Genomic DNA, 18182 nt, shown 5'->3' with positions numbered 1-18182 from the left:
CGGGCATGAGTTGGGATCTTGAAACGCCATTCGTCATCGACCTGCGTGTTGGCGCAGAAGACATCGATGGCCTTGGTCATGCCAATAACGCGGTCTATGTGACCTGGCTGGAGCGTTGCGCTTGGCGCCATTCGCAGCGCCTGGGCCTGGATCTGGTCGAGTATCGGCGACTTGACCGGGCGATGGCTGTGGTTCGGCATGAAATCGATTACCTGGCCAGTGCGTATCAGGACGATGAGTTGCAGTTGGCGACCTGGATTGTCGATTGGGATCAGCGCCTGAAAATGACACGTCGTTTTCAGTTGGTGCGTCCCAGCGATGGCGCCACCTTGCTACGGGCGCAGACCACCTTTGTCTGCATCGAGTTGTCCACAGGCAAGCCTAAGCGCATGCCCGCAGAGTTTCTTGAGGGGTATGGTCAGGCGCTGATGGCCGGGGCCCGATAGACCTGGCTTTTTGCTAGACTGCGCGCCTTCTTCGCTCGAGACACAACCTATGCAAATTGCCCTGGCCCCCATGGAGGGGCTGGTCGACAACATTCTGCGCGACGTCCTGACCCGGGTTGGCGGCATCGACTGGTGTGTCACTGAGTTCATTCGGGTCTGCGACCGTTTGTTGCCGGCTGCGCATTTCCACAAGATGGCGCCTGAGTTGGCCTTGGGCGCGCAAACCGCAGCCGGCGTACCGCTGCGCGTGCAATTGCTGGGTTCCGATCCGGTGTGCCTGGCCGAGAACGCCGCGTTGGCCTGTGAGCTTGGCGCGCCGGTGATTGACCTGAACTTTGGTTGTCCGGCCAAGACAGTGAACAAGTCGCGTGGCGGCGCGGTATTGCTCAAGGAGCCTGAGCTGCTGCACGCCATTGTTCGCGAGGTGCGGCGGGCAGTACCGGCGCATATTCCGGTGACCTCGAAGATGCGCCTGGGTTTTGACAGCCCGGACGGTGCGCTTGACTGCGCCACGGCGCTGGCCGAAGGCGGCTCGGCGCACCTGGTGGTGCATGCGCGAACCAAGGTGGATGGCTACAAGCCGCCTGCCCATTGGGAGTGGGTGGCGCGGGTGCAGGACGTGGTCAAGGTGCCGGTGTTTGCCAATGGTGAGGTCTGGACCCTGGAAGACTGGCGACGTTGCCGTGAAATCAGTGGTGTCGAGGACATCATGCTGGGTCGTGGCCTGGTATCCCGGCCAGACCTGGCGCGGCAGATCGCCGCCGAGCGCGATGGGGTCGAATTTGTGCCGCTGGACTGGCAGGCGCTGATGCCGTTGCTCCAGGACTTCTGGCGCCAGGCCAGGGCCGAGCTGACGCCACGTGCGGCACCTGGGCGCCTGAAACAGTGGGTGGCGATGCTGACCCGTACCTACCCCGAAGCGACCGCGCTGTTCACCGAACTGCGCCGGGAAACCGACTGTGATCGCGTCGGGCAATTGATCGGTATGCCGTTCACTGAGGCAGCCTGAAAAATTTTTCAGAGGGCGCTTGAAATCGTTTGTCGGGTCCACATCTAGGGAGTACGCGATGCCGAATTCGGGTCGCGTTGAATCCCTCGCTGATTATCAGGAGATGTACCATGACGACTGCTTTTTCTTTGGCTCCACTGTTCCGCCATTCCGTTGGTTTCGACCGTTTTAATGACCTGTTCGAATCGGCGGCACGTAATGAAGCGGGTAGCAGCTACCCACCTTACAACGTGGAAAAGCATGGCGATGACCACTATCGAATCGTCGTTGCCGCTGCTGGCTTCCAAGAGCAGGACCTGGACCTGCAAGTGGAGAAAGGCGTCTTGACCGTTGTTGGCGGCAAGCGCGACAGCAACGCCGAAAGCGTGACCTACCTGCATCAGGGCATTGCCCAGCGGGCTTTCAAACTGTCGTTCCGGCTGGCCGACCATATTGAGGTCAAGGCCGCAGCCCTGGCCAACGGCCTGCTCAGCATCGACCTGCTGCGCATTGTTCCGGAAGAGGCCAAGGCCAAGCGTATCCCGATCAATGGGAACCAGCCTGCACTCAACTGAGTGCGCATGGCGATGAAAGGGGCGCCTCTGGGTGCCCTCACGCTGCACACGAACCCCCGCTTTTAGCGGGGGTTCGTTTTTTAAGCCCCAGACATGCTGGCGCTCACCCCCGCAGACACCCCACCGACTGAGCCCGCGCAAGCTGTAGGAGCGGGTCTTGCCCGCGATGCAGACGCCGCGAACTAACGGACACCGCGCCGACGCCATCGCAGGCAAGCCAGCTCCAACAGAGCCCGCGCAAGCTGTAGGAGCGGGTCTTGCCCGCGATACAGACGCCGCGCACTCACAGACACCGCACCGACGCCATCGCAGGCCAGCCAGCTCCAACAGGGCCCGCGCCAGCCTGTAGGAGCCGGGCTTGCCCGCGATACAGACGCCGCGAACTCACGGACACCGCACCGACGCCATCGCAGGCAAGCCAGCTCCAACAGAGCCCGCGCAACCTGTAGGAGCCGGGCTTGCCCGCGATGCAGCCACCGCGAACTCACTGACATCCCACCGACGCCATCGCAGGCAAGCCAGCTCCAACAGAGCCTGCGTCAGCCTGTAGGAGCCGGGCTTGCCCGCGATGCAGGCGCCGCGCACTCGCTGAGACCCCACCGACGCCATCGCAGGCAAGCCAGCTCCAACAGAGCCCGCGCAAGCCTGTAGGAGCGGGTCTTGCCCGCGATGCAGGCGCCGCGTACTCGCTGAGACCCCACCGACGCCATCGCAGGCAAGCCAGCTCCAACAGGGCCCGCGTACCTGTAGGAGCCGGGCTTGTCCGCGATACAGACACCGTGAACTAACGGACACCCCACCGACGCCATCGCAGGCCAGCCTGCTTGTATGTTTAGACTTGAAGGGGTGGGTGGGACTAAAGCCTCGCTTCTGACTCTGACCAGTACAGACTGTTGGAGACATCGTCCCACCCCTTCACCTAATGCGCCGATAAGGAATGCATCGGCTCGGACCGACGATAGCAACAAGCCAGCGCAACGGTGAACCCCGACAAGTTTCTAAACCCTAGCTCGGAGGGTGAGCGATGACAATCCTTGATTCGCAGGTGGTCGTTGGTGTGGATGTCGCGAAGGACGAGATCGTTGTCTATCGGTGCGACGAAGAGAGCATTTTGGTCGTCGCCAATGAACGATCAGCACTGAGAAACTGGCTTAAGTTATTGCCAGACAACTGTGCACTGGCGATTGAAGCGACCAACACCTATCACCTCGACACGACGGAAATGGCTCATGAACTGGGTCACGACGTTTATGTCATTGATGGCAGCCGCCTCAATAAATACCGCGATGGGATAGGTGTCCGGGCAAAAACAGATGCTTTGGACGCGGTCTTGCTGGCGCGTTATTTGGGCAAAGAGTCCGACAAACTCAGAATCTGGAGTCCGCCCCCCAAGGCTTACACGCAGCTCAAAAGCTTGCTGCGACGCCGGGCTGAGCTCGTTCGACATCGGGTGGCAATCAAGCAAAGTTGGAGGGACGAACCCTTGCTCGAAGAGGCGCTGGATGAATACCTGCGCTGTGTAGAGCAGATTGAAAAAGGCATTCAGAAGACGCTGAAAAACATCGTTAGCGAAGCGGGTATGGACGCTCAGGTAAAACGCTGCCAAGCCGTTGAAGGCATAGGCGTCCTGACTGCCACAGCTGCGGTAACAGCCTTCATGCGCGGAGAGTTTTCCGATAGCGATGGCTTCATTGCCTTCCTGGGCATGGATCCGCGAGTGAGACAATCAGGCAAGAAAGATCAGAAACGCTACTTGTCCAAACGGGGCGATTCGGAGTTCCGGCGCTTATTTCACAACAGCGCAATGGCTGCCAGCCGCTCGCCAACCTGGAGACCGTTCTATCAGCGTTACCTGGACCGAGGCCTCAAGGGTACCCAGGCCTTGGTGATTCTGGCTCGCAAACTGGCCAGAGTGGTGTTTGCCTTGATGAAAAACCAAAGTGAGTACCAACCAAACTCTATGTTTGGGGGTTCCCCCCAAACATAGAATCTCCAACAGAGCCCGCGCAAGCTGTAGGAGCCGGGCTTGCCCGCGATACAGACACCGCGAACTCACAGACACCGCACCGACGCCATCGCAGGCCAGCCAGCTCCAACAGGGCCCGCGCCAGCCTGTAGGAGCCGGGCTTGCCCGCGATGCAGGCGCCGCGAACTCGCTGAGACCCCACCGACGCCATCGCAGGCCAGCCAGCTCCAACAGGGCCCGCGCCAGCTGTAGGAGCCGGGCTCGCCCGCGATGCAGGCGCCGCGTACTCGCTGAGACCCCGCCGACGTCATCGCAGGCAAGCCAGCTCCAACAGGCCCCGCGCAACCTGTAGGAGCCGGGCTTGCCCGCGATGCAGGCGCCGCGCACTCGCTGAGACCCCACCGACGCCATCGCAGGCAAGCCAGCTCCAACAGGCCCCGCGCAAGCTGTAGGAGCCGGGCTTGCCCGCGATGCAGGCGCCGCGCACTCGCTGAGACCCCACCGACGCCATCGCAGGCAAGCCTGCATCCCCCAGAGGCTTCAGCGATCCTCGGGTGCTTCCAGCAGCAGTTCGCGAAACTCGTTCAGCGGCAGTGGGCGGCTGTGCAGGTAACCCTGGTAGAGGTGGCAACCCAGTTGTTCAAGAAATTCCAGTTGCTCGGACAACTCCACCCCTTCGGCAATCACCGCCAGGTCCAGGCTGCGGGCCATGGCGACGATGGCGCGGACGATCTCGGCGTCGTTGGGGTCTACCGGGGCATCGCGAACGAACGATTGGTCGATTTTCAGTGCATCCACCGGCAGTCGCTTGAGGTAGGTCAGTGACGAGTAGCCGGTACCGAAGTCGTCCATGGCGAAGCTGACGCCAAACGTCTTGAGTTCGCGCATTTTGTTGATGGTGTCTTCCAGGTTCTGGATCACGATGCCTTCGGTAATCTCCAGCTTGAGCATCCGGTAGGGCAGGCCATAGTCATCCAGGCTGCGGCGTATCCGCTCGACGAAGTCGTTCTGGCGGAACTGCCGTGGGCTGATGTTGACACACAGGCTGAACTCATCGGCATCGATCAGGCCGTCTTGCAGCATGCGCGCGCAGGCATCGCAGGCTTCGTCGAGAATCCAGCTGCCGACTTCAAGGATCAGGCCGCTTTCTTCCAGCACCTGGATAAACTGGCTGGGTGGTTGCTGGCCCAGTTGCGGGTGATGCCAGCGCAGCAAGACCTCGGCGCCGATGATGCGGTTATCGCGGGCGTCGACCTGCGGTTGGAAGTGCAGTGCCAGTTCACCCCGTGCCAGTGCAAGGCGCAGGTCATTCTCCATGCGCAGGCGCTCGCTTGCGGCCTTTTGCATGGTGTTGTGGAACAGTTGAGTGGTGTTGCGGCCCGAGTCCTTGGCGCGGTAGAGGGCGATGTCGGCGCGCTTGAGCAGGTCGGCCGGGGTCGAGCCATGGTCGGGAATCAGTGCCACGCCAATGCTCGGGGTTACTTGCAGGCGTTGTCCGTCCAGTGACATCGGTTCCGCCAGCAGTGCTCGCAGGGTGTCGGCCAGGCTGCGAACCTTGTCTTCGACCTCTTCACGGCTACCTTCCAGGCCGCTGATCAGTACAACAAATTCGTCCCCGCCGAGCCGCGCCACGGTGTCTTCCAGGCGCACGCTGGCCTCCAGGCGAGCGGTGATGATTTTCAGCACGGTATCGCCCACCGGATGGCCCAGCGAGTCGTTGATGTGCTTGAAGTGGTCCAAGTCGAGGAACAGCAGGGCGCCGCGCAGGTTGTGACGTTTGAGCAAGGCGATCTGTTGGCTCAGGCGGTCCATCAATAAGGCACGGTTTGGCAAATTGGTCAGCGGGTCGTGATAAGCCAGGTGGCGAATCTGCGCCTGGGCGTTTTTCAGTTGGCTGACATCGCGTGCGGTCAGCAGCAGGCACTCGGTTTCATTGAGCGTGATGGGTTCTACCGACACTTCCAGGGTGAGCACTTCACCGCGCTTGTTGCGCCCAAGCATTTCCCGATGGTGGACCCGGCCCTTTTCCAGCAGTTCGGCAAGCAGTGCTGCCCGCTGTTTGTCGTCAGCCCAGACACCGATCTCCAGGGATGTGCGGCCAATGACTTCGGCGGTTTTGTAACCGGTCAAACGGCAGAAACCGTCGTTCACCTCCAGGTAGCGGCCGCTCTCGCGTTCGGTGATGGTGATCGCGTCGGGGCTTGAGTGGAAGGCTTTGGCGAATTTCTCTTCGCTGGCTTTCAGCGCGGCTTCGGCGCGTTGTTGCTGGGTAATGTCACGCAGGGTGGTAACGCTGCACGGCTCATTGTCGACCTTGATCAGGCGGCTGGAGATTACGCAGGTCAGGGGGTGGCCATCCTTGTGGTTGACCAGCACGGCGACATTGTTCAGGGCCTGATCGCGAATAACCTGTTCAATACGCTTGGCCCGTTCGTTCGACTCGGCCCACAGGCCTATCTGTTCAGCGGTGCGTCCGAGTACTTGTTTGGCTTGCCAGCCAAAGGTCTGGGTAAAGGCCGGGTTGATCTCGATGAATTGACCGCTGTCCTGGCGGGTTACGCAAATCGGGTCTGGGCTGGCCTGGAACAGGCTGGCGAATTTTTCTTCCGAGCTGGTCAGGCGCTGTTCGCGTTCGACCTGTTCGGTAATGTCCAGCAGGGTGCCGGCCATGCGCAGAGGATTACCCTGTTCGTCGCGGTAGAGGCGCGCGCGGCTCTCGATGTAGCGCGACGTACCGTTTTCCAGCTGGATACGGTAGGTGATCTGGTAATTGCCGGCAGGGCCTTCGCGCAGGCTGCGATAGGCCTGGCGCATGCTGCTGCGTTCTTGTTCGGGCACGCCTTCGAAGAAGGCTTCGAAAGACTCATGGAATGGAACGGGCTCAAGGCCATGCAGCTGTGCGGCGCGGGCTGATCCATAGAGCATGCCGCTGGGAATGTGCCAGTCCCAGGTACCCAGTTGCGCGGAATCCAGCGCCAGGTCCAGGCGCTCCTGGCTGTCCTTGAGTGCCTGTTCGGCACGTTTGCGTTCAGTGGTGTCGACAAAGGTGCTGAGCAGGTAGGCGACGCCCTCCATCTCGATGCCCTGGGTGCTCAGTATGCCGTCATGGATTTGTCCGCTGCCTGCACGAAACTGCACTTCCAGGGTGATGGGGTCGCTGGTGTTGCGGGTGGCTTCCAGGACCTGATGGCGTTGCTGCGGATTGACCCACAGGCCCAGCTCCAGTGTGGTCTTGCCGATCACCTGGTGGCAGGGCCAGTCCAGGGTTTTCTCAAAATGCTGATTGGCTTCATAGATCTGACCATCGATGCGTCGGGTCAGCAGGATCACGTTGGGGCTGAGGTGGAACAGGGTGGCGAAGCGCTTCTCGGAGTTGATCAGCGCCGCTTCCCGCTCGCGCTGGCGAGTAATCTCGCGTATGACCCCGATCATCTGTGGCTTGCCCTGTTTGTCATGGGTCAGGCTGCCATTGATCTCCAGCCAGTGAACGCTACCGTCCGGCCAGCGGATGCGATGGCGCAAGGCTTGGTCCTGTGGCTCGCCGGCCATTACCGCATAAAAGGTCTGCAGGGTGCGGGCGCGGTCTTCCACGGGCAACAGCTCGAGATAGTCGAGGTCGTTGGGCAGTGGCTGCTGCGGGTCAAAACCGAACAGTGCCTGTGTTCCGCGTGACCAGCTCAGGCGTCCGCTTTCCACATCCCAGAACCAGGCGCCCAGGTGCGCGCCGTTTAGAGCAGCCAGCAATTGCGTGGCGCTTTCCCAGGTTTGCTCGGATTCCTGAGGGTCGGCGGCGTGTATACGGGGCAGGCGCGGAAACCGGTTTGCTGATTTGGGCATCGATACCAGACCTTTGGCGAGTAACACATCCTTTGGATCAGAGCCTTCTGTAAGCGTTCAGCCTGGGCTCAAGGTCATACTGCGTGGCTGTCGAGCAAAGCCATGAAGGCTTTGGCGGCATTCGATAACGTTCGCTCAGTGTGCAGAATGTAGCCTAGTTGTCGCGACAGTTGTATGCCTGGCAACGCGATGGATGCGACCTGATCATCGAGCATAGTACGTGGCAGCACACTCCACGCCAGCCCGATGGACACCATCATCTTGATGGTTTCCAGGTAGTTGGTGCTCATGGCGATGTTGGGGGGAAGACCCTGCGCTTCAAACAGGCGCTGAACGATATGGTGGGTGAAGGTGTTGCCGCCGGGGAAAACCGCTGGGTGGTGTGCGATATCGGCCAGGCTTACCGCGCCCTTGCGTGCCAGCGGGTGTTCGGGGGCGGCGACGAAGTCCAGCGGGTCGTCCCAGACCGGCACGGCGCGAACCAGGGCGTGAGGCTCGGGCGCCAGGGTGATGACGGCGATTTCGGCGCGGCCATGAAGAATTTCTTCATAGGCCACTTCCGAGTCGAGGAACTGAATATCCAGTGCGACGGACGGGTAGGCTCGGGTAAAGGCTCGCAGCAATGGCGGCAAACGGTGCAGGCCGATGTGATGGCTGGTGGCCAGAGTCAGGCGGCCGCTGACTTCGCCGGTCAGGTTGGTCAAGGCACGGCGGGTGTCGTCCAGCACGTTGAGGATCTGGTAGGCCCGCGGCAGCAGCGCACGCCCGGCCTCGGTCAGGTTCACTTCGCGACCCAGGCGGTCGAACAGCCGTACGTCCAATTGTTGCTCAAGCCCGGCAATGCGTTTGCTGACGGCCGGCTGGGTCAGGTGCAGGCGTTCGCCGGCAGCGGAAAAGCTCCCGGTTTCGGCGATGGCAATAAAAGCATTGAGGTTGGCCAGGTCCACTACTCGGATTCCTTTTGGTTATCCAAAGTATAAAAATTATGAATTTGAGTTATTCAATCTAACCTCATAGCATCGTCCGTACAAGCCAAGTGGTTATTGGCATAGAAAGACGCTGATGAGGAACAGTCTGATGGCCGGCAAAACGCTCTACGACAAGCTCTGGGATTCGCATTTGGTCAAGCAGCGCGACGATGGGTCGGCGCTGATCTACATCGATCGTCACATCATTCACGAAGTGACGTCGCCGCAAGCCTTCGAAGGCCTGCGTCTGGCCAATCGCAAACCCTGGCGCATCGATGCCAACATTGCCACGCCTGACCATAACGTGCCGACCACGCCTGAGCGCAAGGGCGGCATTGAGGCCATCGTCGACCAGGTGTCGCGCCTGCAGGTGCAGACCCTCGATGAAAACTGCGACGAGTATGGCATCGTCGAGTTCAAGATGAATGATGTGCGTCAGGGCATTGTTCACGTGATCGGCCCGGAGCAGGGCGCGACCCTGCCAGGCATGACCGTGGTTTGCGGCGATTCGCACACCTCCACCCACGGTGCTTTCGGTGCCTTGGCCCATGGTATTGGCACCTCCGAGGTCGAGCACGTACTGGCTACCCAGTGCCTGGTCGCCAAGAAGATGAAGAACATGCTGGTGCGCGTCGAAGGCCAATTGCCGTTCGGTGTGACTGCCAAGGACATCGTGCTGGCCGTGATCGGCAAGATCGGTACCGCTGGCGGTAACGGCCATGCCATCGAGTTCGCCGGTAGCGCGATTCGTGACCTGTCTGTCGAAGGGCGCATGACCATCTGCAACATGGCCATTGAAGCCGGTGCCCGTGTCGGTCTGGTCGCTACAGATGAGAAGACGGTCGAGTATGTGAAGGGCCGCCCGTATGCGCCGAAAGGCGAGCAGTGGGCGCTCGCGGTCGAAGCGTGGAAAGACCTGGTCTCCGATGCTGATGCCGTGTTCGACACCGTCGTCGAGCTGGACGCAGCGCAGATCAAGCCGCAAGTCAGCTGGGGCACCTCGCCGGAAATGGTCCTTGCTGTCGATCAGCGCGTACCGGACCCGGCTGCCGAGGCCGATCTGGTCAAGCGCGGTTCCATCGAGCGGGCCCTGAAGTACATGGGCTTGCAGGCCAACCAGGCGATCACCGACATCCAGCTTGATCGCGTATTTATCGGTTCCTGCACCAACTCGCGGATCGAAGACTTGCGTGCCGCCGCTGAAATTGCCAAGGGCCGCAAGGTTGCCTCGACCATCAAGCAGGCGATCGTGGTACCCGGCTCGGGCCTGGTGAAAGCCCAGGCCGAGCAGGAAGGTCTGGACAAGATCTTCCTTGAAGCCGGTTTTGAATGGCGTGAGCCAGGGTGCTCGATGTGTTTGGCGATGAACCCGGACCGTCTGGAGTCGGGCGAACACTGTGCGTCGACCTCCAACCGTAACTTCGAGGGCCGTCAGGGTGCTGGCGGACGTACCCATCTGGTCAGCCCGGCAATGGCCGCGGCCGCCGCCGTTACCGGTCGTTTTGTCGATGTACGCGAGTTGATTCAAGGGAGCGCAGCATGAAAGCCTTTACCCAGCATACCGGCCTTGTCGTCCCGTTGGACCGTGCCAACGTCGACACCGACCAGATCATTCCCAAGCAGTTCCTGAAGTCGATCAAGCGCACCGGTTTCGGCCCGAATCTGTTCGACGAGTGGCGTTACCTGGATGTCGGTCAGCCTTACCAGGACAACAGCAAGCGCCCGGTAAACCCGGATTTCGTGCTCAACCATGAGCGCTATCAGGGTGCCAGTGTGCTGCTGGCGCGGGAAAACTTCGGTTGCGGTTCCAGCCGTGAGCACGCGCCGTGGGCGCTTGAGGAATATGGTTTCCGTACCATTATTGCGCCGAGCTATGCCGACATCTTCTTCAACAACAGCTTCAAGAACGGCTTGCTGCCGATCATCCTCAGCGATGAGGAAGTCGATGCGCTGTTCAAGCAGGTTGAAGCGGCGCCAGGTTATCAGTTGACGGTCGACTTGCAGTCGCAGACCGTCACCCGTCCCGATGGCAAGGTGTTGAGCTTCGAGATCGACGCGTTCCGCAAGCATTGCCTGCTCAATGGCCTGGACGATATCGGCCTGACCCTGCAGGACCGTGATGCCATTGCGACGTTTGAAGCCAAGCATCGCGCCAGCCAGCCCTGGCTGTTTCGTGACGCCTGATTGCTGTATTGAGTTTGTCGAGGCTATCGCTGGCGCTGCCGGCGATAGGGCCCAGGAGATCTGCCGATGACCCGCAGCACCGTTCACACCGAAGTCGTCCAGCGCCAGTTCGGCGAACAGGCCGCCGCCTACCTGAGTAGCGCCGTGCATGCCCAAGGCACCGAATTTGCGCTGTTGCAGGGCGCGTTGCGCGACCAGGGCAGTGCGCGGGTACTGGACCTGGGCTGCGGCGCCGGGCATGTGAGTTTTCACGTCGCGCCGTTGGTGGCTGAGGTCGTCGCCTACGACCTGTCGCAGCAGATGCTCGATGTGGTGGCGGCCGCGGCCACTGAACGTGGCCTGGGCAATATCGTTACCGAGCGCGGTGCGGCCGAACGCCTGCCGTTTGCCGATGCCTCGTTCGATTTCGTGTTCAGCCGCTATTCGGCGCACCACTGGAGCGATCTGGGCCTGGCGTTGCGTGAGGTGCGTCGTGTGTTGAAACCGGGCGGGGTTGTGGCGTTCATTGATGTCATGTCGCCTGGCAGCCCGTTGCTCGACACCTACCTGCAAACCGTGGAAGTGTTGCGTGACACCAGTCACGTGCGTGATTACTCGGCCGCCGAGTGGCTGCAGCAGGTCAGTGAAGCGGGCTTGTTCACGCGCAGCCACACCCGTCAGCGTTTACGTCTTGAGTACACCTCGTGGGTGGAACGCATGCGTACCCCTGAGCCGATGCGTGCGGCCATACGCCAATTGCAGCAGGCAATGGGCGAGGAAGTGCGGCAGTATTACCAGATTGAAGCTGATGGCTCCTTCAGCACCGACGTGCTGGTACTGTGGGCCGAGCGCTAGTTTTTTGGGTGGGCCTGTGTCGGCACACCGCTTGAATTGAATAGAGGAAAGCATGAGCAAGCAGATTCTGATTCTCCCTGGTGACGGTATTGGTCCGGAAATCATGGCCGAAGCGGTCAAGGTGCTGGAGCTTGCCAACGACAAGTTCCAACTGGGCTTCAGCCTTGAGCACGATGTGATCGGTGGCGCGGCCATCGACAAGCATGGCGTGCCGCTGGCCGACGAAACCCTGGAGCGTGCGCGCAAGGCTGACGCCGTGCTGCTGGGCGCTGTCGGTGGGCCGAAATGGGACAAGATCGAGCGTGACATTCGCCCTGAGCGTGGCCTGCTGAAAATCCGTTCGCAGCTCGGTCTGTTTGGTAACCTGCGCCCGGCGATCCTCTATCCGCAGCTGGCGGATGCCTCGTCGCTGAAGCCTGAAATCGTCGCTGGCCTGGACATCCTCATCGTTCGCGAGCTGACCGGTGGTATCTATTTCGGCGCCCCGCGTGGCACCCGTGAGCTGGAAGGTGGCGAGCGTCAGGCCTATGACACCCTGCCATACAGCGAGAGTGAAGTGCGTCGTATCGCCCGTGTCGGCTTTGACATGGCGCGTGTGCGTGGCAAGAAGCTCTGCTCGGTCGACAAGGCCAACGTGCTGGCTTCCAGCCAACTGTGGCGTGAAGTGGTCGAGCAGGTGGCCAAGGATTACCCGGACGTCGAGCTCAGCCACATGTACGTCGACAACGCGGCCATGCAACTGGTTCGTGCGCCCAAGCAGTTCGACGTGATCGTCACCGACAACATGTTTGGCGATATCCTGTCGGATGAAGCTTCCATGCTCACCGGCTCTATCGGCATGCTGCCTTCAGCATCGCTGGATGCCAACAACAAGGGTATGTATGAGCCTTGCCACGGCTCGGCACCGGACATCGCCGGGCAGGGTATTGCCAACCCTCTGGCGACCATCCTGTCGGTCTCGATGATGCTGCGTTACAGTTTCAATCAGACCGCAGCGGCCGATGCCATTGAAAAGGCGGTGAGCCTGGTGCTGGATCAAGGCCTGCGTACGGGCGACATCTGGTCGGCAGGTTGCAATAAGGTGGGTACGCAGGAAATGGGCGACGCAGTAGTCGCAGCGCTGCGGAATCTGTAATCTCTCTGGCCCGCTGCCGATTTTTTCCCTTTAAGGCAGCGGCCCACTTTTTAGCAAAGGTGTAGTTGCGATGAAACGTGTAGGTCTGATCGGTTGGCGCGGTATGGTCGGTTCCGTGCTCATGCAGCGGATGCTGGAAGAGCAGGATTTCGATCTTATCGAGCCGGTGTTCTTCACCACCTCCAATGTGGGTGGACAAGGTCCGGCAGTGGGCAAGGAAATTGCCCCTCTCAAGGATGCTTACAGTATTGAAGAGCTCAAGACCCTCGACGTCATCCTGACCTGTCAGGGTGGCGACTACACCAACGAGGTGTTCCCAAAGCTGCGTGAAGCCGGCTGGCAGGGTTACTGGATCGATGCCGCTTCCAGCCTGCGCATGCAGGACGACGCGGTCATCGTGCTGGATCCGGTCAACCGCAAGGTGATCGACCAGCAACTGGATGCCGGTACCAAGAACTACATCGGTGGCAACTGCACCGTCAGCCTGATGCTGATGGGCCTGGGCGGGCTGTTTGAGGCTGGTCTGGTCGAGTGGATGAGCGCCATGACCTACCAGGCCGCGTCCGGTGCCGGTGCACAGAACATGCGCGAGCTGATCCGTCAGATGGGCGCTACCCATGCTGCCGTTGCCGACGACCTGGCCAACCCGGCCAGTGCCATTCTCGACATCGACCGCAAGGTTGCCGAGGCCATGCGCAGCGATGCTTACCCGACCGAGAACTTCGGTGTGCCGCTGGCTGGCAGCCTGATCCCCTGGATCGACAAGGAACTGCCAAACGGCCAGAGCCGTGAAGAATGGAAAGCACAGGCCGAGACCAACAAGATCCTGGGTCGCTTCAAGAGCCCGATCCCGGTCGATGGTATCTGCGTGCGCATCGGCGCCATGCGCTGCCATAGCCAGGCACTGACCATCAAGCTGAACAAGGATGTGCCGATCGCCGATATCGAAGGCATGATCAGCCAGCACAACCCGTGGGTGAAGCTGGTGCCTAACCAGCGTGAAATCAGCATGCGTGAGTTGAGCCCGACCAACGTTACCGGCACCTTGAATATCCCGGTGGGTCGTCTGCGCAAACTGAACATGGGCTCCCAGTACCTGGGCGCGTTCACTGTGGGTGACCAACTGCTGTGGGGGGCTGCCGAGCCGCTGCGCCGCATGCTGCGGATCCTGCTGGAGCGTTGATCGCTTCTGTAGCTGGCACCGAAACCCGCGCTGTCTGACAGCGCGGGTTTTTTGTTTTCAGTCGCGCTGGTCGAGGTTGTTTCCTGCCCGCTTGAGGTGTCCCTTGGGGCAGAATCCAAGTAAAGTGCCGCTCCCGCCGTACCCGCAGAGGATTTTTCATGAGCCAACCCATCAATATTGCCGTGATCGGCGCCACCGGAACGGTCGGCGAAACCCTTGTGCAGATTCTTGAGGAACGCGATTTTCCGCTGGGTACGTTGCACCTGTTGGCGAGCATCGAGTCGGCCGGCAGCTCGGTGGCCTACCGTGGCAAGAACCTGCGCGTGCGCGAGGTGGATGCGTTTGATTTCAGTCAGGTCCAGTTGGCGTTCTTTGCCGCCAGCCCGGCCGTCACCCTGAGTTTTGCGCCGCGAGCACAGGCCGCCGGGTGTGCGGTGATCGACCTGTCTGGCGCCTTGTCGGCCGAGCAGGCGCCTGCCGTCGTGCCAGAAGCCAATGCCGCCCTGATTGCCGGCCTGGCCTCGCCCAAGCAACTGCGTAGCCCGAGTGCCGCCGCGGTGGCGCTGGCGGTGGCATTGGCACCGCTCAAGGGCTTGCTGGAGCTGGAACGTGTGCAACTGACCGCGTGCCTGGCAGTTTCGGCCCAGGGGCGTGAGGCGGTCAACGAGCTGGCTCGCCAGACGGCTGAGCTGCTCAATGCGCGTCCACTGGAGCCACGCTTCTTCGATCGGCAGATGGCCTTCAATCTACTGGCTCAGGTCGGTGCCAGTGATGATGCGGGGCACGGTGTGCTGGAGCGTCGTCTGGTGGCCGAGCTGCGTGAGCTGCTGGATTTGCCTTTGCTCAAGATTTCCGTGACGTGCGTTCAAGTCCCGGTGTTTTTTGGCGATAGCTACAGTGTGTCGTTGCACAGTCGTACGGCGGTTGATCTGGCGGCGGTCAATGCTGCATTGGAGTCGGCAGAAGGCGTGGAGCTGGTCGATGCCGGTGACTATCCAACGCCGGTCGGTGACGCGGTGGGGCAGGATGTGGTCTATGTAGGGCGGGTGCGTGGTGGTATCGACGAAGCCGAGCAACTCAACCTGTGGCTGACGACGGACAATGTGCGCAAAGGCGCGGCCTTGAACGCAGTGCAACTGGCGGAATTGTTGATAAAAGACCTTGCGTAAAAGATACTTGGCAACACTTTGCATAAAGATTCTGGATTGCTGGAAGTGAGCGGCCCTTGGGCGCTTGCGGGGCAGGTTGCAAACATGGCTCGCAGCTCAATGCCGGTCGATGCCCAAGGGCAGTTTTTCACTTCTTCTCGGTTGCCGGGGAAGGCTCACACAAAGGATGAGGTCATGCTTCGAATTCGCAAACTGGTGTTAGCAATAGCTGCCGCGTCGGCGCTGTCGTCCGGTATGGCGCATGCCCTTAGCTTGGGCGAGCTGACCCTCAAGTCGGCGCAGAACCAACCGCTGTATGCCGAAATCGAATTGCTCGATGTGCGTGACCTGACCGCTGCCGAAATCGCGCCGAGCCTGGCACCGAACGAAGAGTTCGCCAAGGCCGGTGTGGAGCGCCTGGGCTACCTCAATGACCTGACGTTCACGCCGGTGATCAATCCGGCCGGCAAAAGTGTGCTGCGGGTGACGTCCAGTCAGCCGCTGCCGGCACCGATGGTCAAGTTCCTTGTTCAGGTCATGTGGCCCAACGGGCGCTTGTTGCGTGACTACAGCGTACTGATCGATCAGGCGAAGTTCTCGCCTCAGTCGGCGCAGGCGGCTGCAGTGACCCCTGCGGTGACCGCGCCGGCACGCTACACCACGGTTCGCCGCGACACCTTGTGGGAAATTGCTGCCAAGGCGCGTCAGGGTGGTTCGGTGCAGCAGACCATGCTGGCTATCCAGGCCCTGAACCCGGATGCGTTCATCAATGGCAACATCAATCAGCTCAAGACGGGCCAGGTGTTGCGCCTGCCCGACGCCCAGCAGATTCAGAGCACACCCCAGCCGCAGGCCGTGAAGGAAGTGGCCGAGCAGTATGCGGCTTGGCGTGAAGGGCGCCGTCTGGGCCCGCGCGCGCGTCAACTGGACGCCACGCACCGCGTCAAGGCTCAGGCTGCACCCGCCCGTATCGTCAAGCAGGACAACCTGCGTCTGGTGACGCCTGGCGCCAAGGGTGCTTCGGGCAACAAGGCGCTGGCTGACAAGCTGGCAACCACTCAGGAAACCCTCGACACCAGCCGCCGCGATAACGCCGAGCTGAAAGAGCGCATGGCGGACCTGCAAAGCCAACTGGACAAGCTTCAGCGCCTTATTCAGCTGAAAAATGATCAATTGGCCCGGCTTGAGGCTCAGGCCGCAGCTGCTCCAGAGCCTGTAGCGAATGCGGCGCCGGAGCAGCCGGTGATTGCTGCACAATTGCAGCCGGCGGCGACCAACCCTGTCGTCACGCCTGCGCCCGCTGCGACCGATACCGCGCCGGTATCGGTAGAGTCGCAGGCAGCCAAGACTTCGCTGGATGATCTGTTGGGCAATCCGCTGCTGCTGGCATTGATCGCAGGTTCGGCGCTGCTGGTGTTGCTGCTGCTTTTGCTGTTGTTGGCGCGTAAGCGCAAGGCTCAGCAGGAGGCGGAAAAGCACCTGCGCATGGCGCGTGCACTGGCTGAAGAGTCCGAGTTGGGGCCTGACCTGGACCTGCCGGAAAGCAGCTTCGAGGGGCTGGAAGTGTCGGCGCCGAGCGTCAAGCTGGCTCCTGCCGTGGTGGCTGCATCCGCAGCGGCGGCCACGGCCGCTGAACAGGCGCCGGTAGAGCCTGCGCCGAAAGCCGTTGAGCCGAAGCCAGTGGAGAAGGCTGCTCCAGTGGTTGAGGATGAGCCAGAGTTGGTCGCTGAGCCCGAAATTGTGGCTGAGCCAGTAGACCCCCTGTTGGCTGAGGTTGACTTGAGTATCGCGCGTGGTCGTTTGAACCATGCTGCCGAGTTGCTTGAGCCAGCGGTTGAACAAGCGCCGCAGCGCAGCGATCTGCGTTTGAAGTTGATGGAAGTCTACGCGCGCCAAGGTGACCGCGATGCCTTTACCGGTCATGAGCGTCAACTGATCGCCACGGGGCAGAATCACGCCGATGTTGAAGCGCTGAAGAGCCGCTTCCCGGCGATGGTCGCCCTTGCAGGTGGTGCGGCTGCCCTTGCTGCAGAACTGGACGCACAGTATGTCAAGGAACTGCTCCAGGATGAGTCGCCGGCCGAGGTTGCGCCACAGGTACCTGAAGATGCCTTGGATGACGCCTTTGATCTGAGCCTGGATGATCTGGAGGGGTTGGACCTGGCGGATGCCACGGTTGTCGAAGAGGCTGTTGTGCCCGAGTTGACCGAGCAGGTAGCTGCGCACACTGAAGATGATCTGAGCTTTGATTCGGTGCTGCAGGAGCAGCTGGCCGCACCGCAGGTACCTGAACCAACGCCGCAGCCTGAGCCTGAGCCTGCAGCAGTGCCTGAAGTGGTTGTCGAAGCTGAACCCGAGCCCGAGCCCGAGCCCGAGCCGCTGGATGATCTGGCTGATTTCGATCTTGATGTGGGTGATGAACCATCGCCTTCGGTTGCCCAGGCGCCCCGGGATATCGAGGCTGAACTTGCGGCATTTGATGAGTCGCTAGGGCTTGAGGCCGACCTGCCAGAGCTTTCAGGCCTGGGAGATCTGGACTTCCCTGATGATTTCGACCTGAGCGTGTCGGGTGATTCGGATGCGGCTTCCGCCAGCTTTGCGTCCGAGCTGGAGGACGTCAATGCCGAGCTCGACAAGCTGTCGCAGGGTTTCGAGCTGCCGCCGGTCGCGCCGCGGTTTACCGCTGAAGATGCCGCCAGTCTGAATGACGAACCCGAGTTCGACTACCTGGCTGGCACCGATGAGGTAGCGACCAAGCTGGATCTGGCTCGGGCGTATATCGACATGGGCGACAATGAAGGTGCTCGCGATATTCTTGATGAAGTGGTCAAGGAGGGTGATCAGGAGCAGCGCCGCGAAGCCAGCGAAATGCGTTCGCGACTGGCCTGAGTCTTTTCCTGCAAGTCCAACGGCAGCCC

Annotated in this window: 13 protein-coding genes; 11 read left to right on the top strand and 2 right to left on the bottom strand. The window is 61.0% G+C overall.

Annotation, left to right across the window (positions count from 1 at the left end):
* Positions 1-5: 5 nt before the first annotated feature.
* The 4 genes from AB7M23_RS22760 to AB7M23_RS22745 all read left to right on the top strand — a co-directional run bounded on the left by AB7M23_RS22760 (position 6) and on the right by AB7M23_RS22745 (position 3996).
* The gene (locus AB7M23_RS22760) at positions 6-446 is read left to right on the top strand and encodes an acyl-CoA thioesterase (protein ID WP_065761957.1); all 441 of its coding nucleotides are present in this window, start codon (positions 6-8) and stop codon (positions 444-446) included.
* 49 nt (positions 447-495) lie between these two features.
* Complete coding sequence (locus tag AB7M23_RS22755) at positions 496-1455, top strand: tRNA dihydrouridine synthase (RefSeq protein ID WP_102053699.1); 960 nt, start codon at positions 496-498, stop codon at positions 1453-1455.
* A 110-nt stretch (positions 1456-1565) separates the two neighbouring features.
* Positions 1566-2009 (top strand): Hsp20 family protein, encoded by a 444-nt coding sequence (locus tag AB7M23_RS22750; protein WP_099775446.1) that lies wholly within the window; start codon positions 1566-1568, stop codon positions 2007-2009.
* 1024 nt (positions 2010-3033) lie between these two features.
* Positions 3034-3996, top strand: a complete 963-nt coding sequence (locus AB7M23_RS22745; RefSeq protein WP_102053915.1) for an IS110 family transposase — start codon at positions 3034-3036, stop codon at positions 3994-3996.
* Positions 3997-4515: 519 nt separating this feature from the next.
* On the opposite strand, the gene AB7M23_RS22740 is transcribed toward AB7M23_RS22745, so the two are convergent.
* Together AB7M23_RS22740 and AB7M23_RS22735 are read right to left on the bottom strand one after the other, a co-directional pair.
* Complete coding sequence (locus AB7M23_RS22740; RefSeq protein WP_454242094.1) at positions 4516-7812, bottom strand: PAS domain S-box protein; 3297 nt, start codon at positions 7810-7812, stop codon at positions 4516-4518.
* A gap of 74 nt (positions 7813-7886) precedes the next feature.
* Positions 7887-8759, bottom strand: a complete 873-nt coding sequence (locus AB7M23_RS22735) for a LysR family transcriptional regulator (protein ID WP_454242093.1) — start codon at positions 8757-8759, stop codon at positions 7887-7889.
* A gap of 130 nt (positions 8760-8889) precedes the next feature.
* Here AB7M23_RS22735 and leuC point away from each other — a divergent pair, with 130 nt between their 5' ends.
* The 7 genes from leuC (at position 8890) to AB7M23_RS22700 (ending at position 18153) form a co-directional block, all read left to right on the top strand.
* The gene (gene leuC / locus AB7M23_RS22730) at positions 8890-10323 is read left to right on the top strand and encodes a 3-isopropylmalate dehydratase large subunit (protein WP_065760965.1); all 1434 of its coding nucleotides are present in this window, start codon (positions 8890-8892) and stop codon (positions 10321-10323) included.
* Entirely contained in the window at positions 10320-10964 is a 645-nt protein-coding gene (gene leuD, locus AB7M23_RS22725; protein ID WP_330523943.1) for a 3-isopropylmalate dehydratase small subunit, read from the top strand. Before leuC ends, leuD begins: the two co-directional genes overlap by 4 nt.
* 66 nt (positions 10965-11030) lie before the next feature.
* A complete protein-coding gene (locus AB7M23_RS22720; RefSeq protein WP_454242092.1) occupies positions 11031-11798 on the top strand; it encodes a class I SAM-dependent methyltransferase in 768 nt (255 codons plus the stop codon).
* A gap of 52 nt (positions 11799-11850) precedes the next feature.
* Positions 11851-12933 (top strand): 3-isopropylmalate dehydrogenase, encoded by a 1083-nt coding sequence (gene leuB / locus AB7M23_RS22715; RefSeq protein WP_065760968.1) that lies wholly within the window; start codon positions 11851-11853, stop codon positions 12931-12933.
* 70 nt (positions 12934-13003) lie between these two features.
* Positions 13004-14116: an aspartate-semialdehyde dehydrogenase gene (asd, locus tag AB7M23_RS22710; protein ID WP_099775443.1), complete on the top strand. Its 1113-nt coding sequence runs from the start codon at positions 13004-13006 to the stop codon at positions 14114-14116.
* 158 nt (positions 14117-14274) lie between these two features.
* Positions 14275-15285: an aspartate-semialdehyde dehydrogenase gene (locus AB7M23_RS22705; protein WP_099775442.1), complete on the top strand. Its 1011-nt coding sequence runs from the start codon at positions 14275-14277 to the stop codon at positions 15283-15285.
* 174 nt (positions 15286-15459) lie between these two features.
* Entirely contained in the window at positions 15460-18153 is a 2694-nt protein-coding gene (locus AB7M23_RS22700; protein ID WP_454242091.1) for a FimV/HubP family polar landmark protein, read from the top strand.
* The last annotated feature ends 29 nt before the right edge of the window (positions 18154-18182 follow it).

Source organism: Pseudomonas sp. HLS-6 TE3448 (genome assembly GCF_053629555.1).
This window is presented reverse-complemented; position numbering and strand designations above follow the sequence as displayed.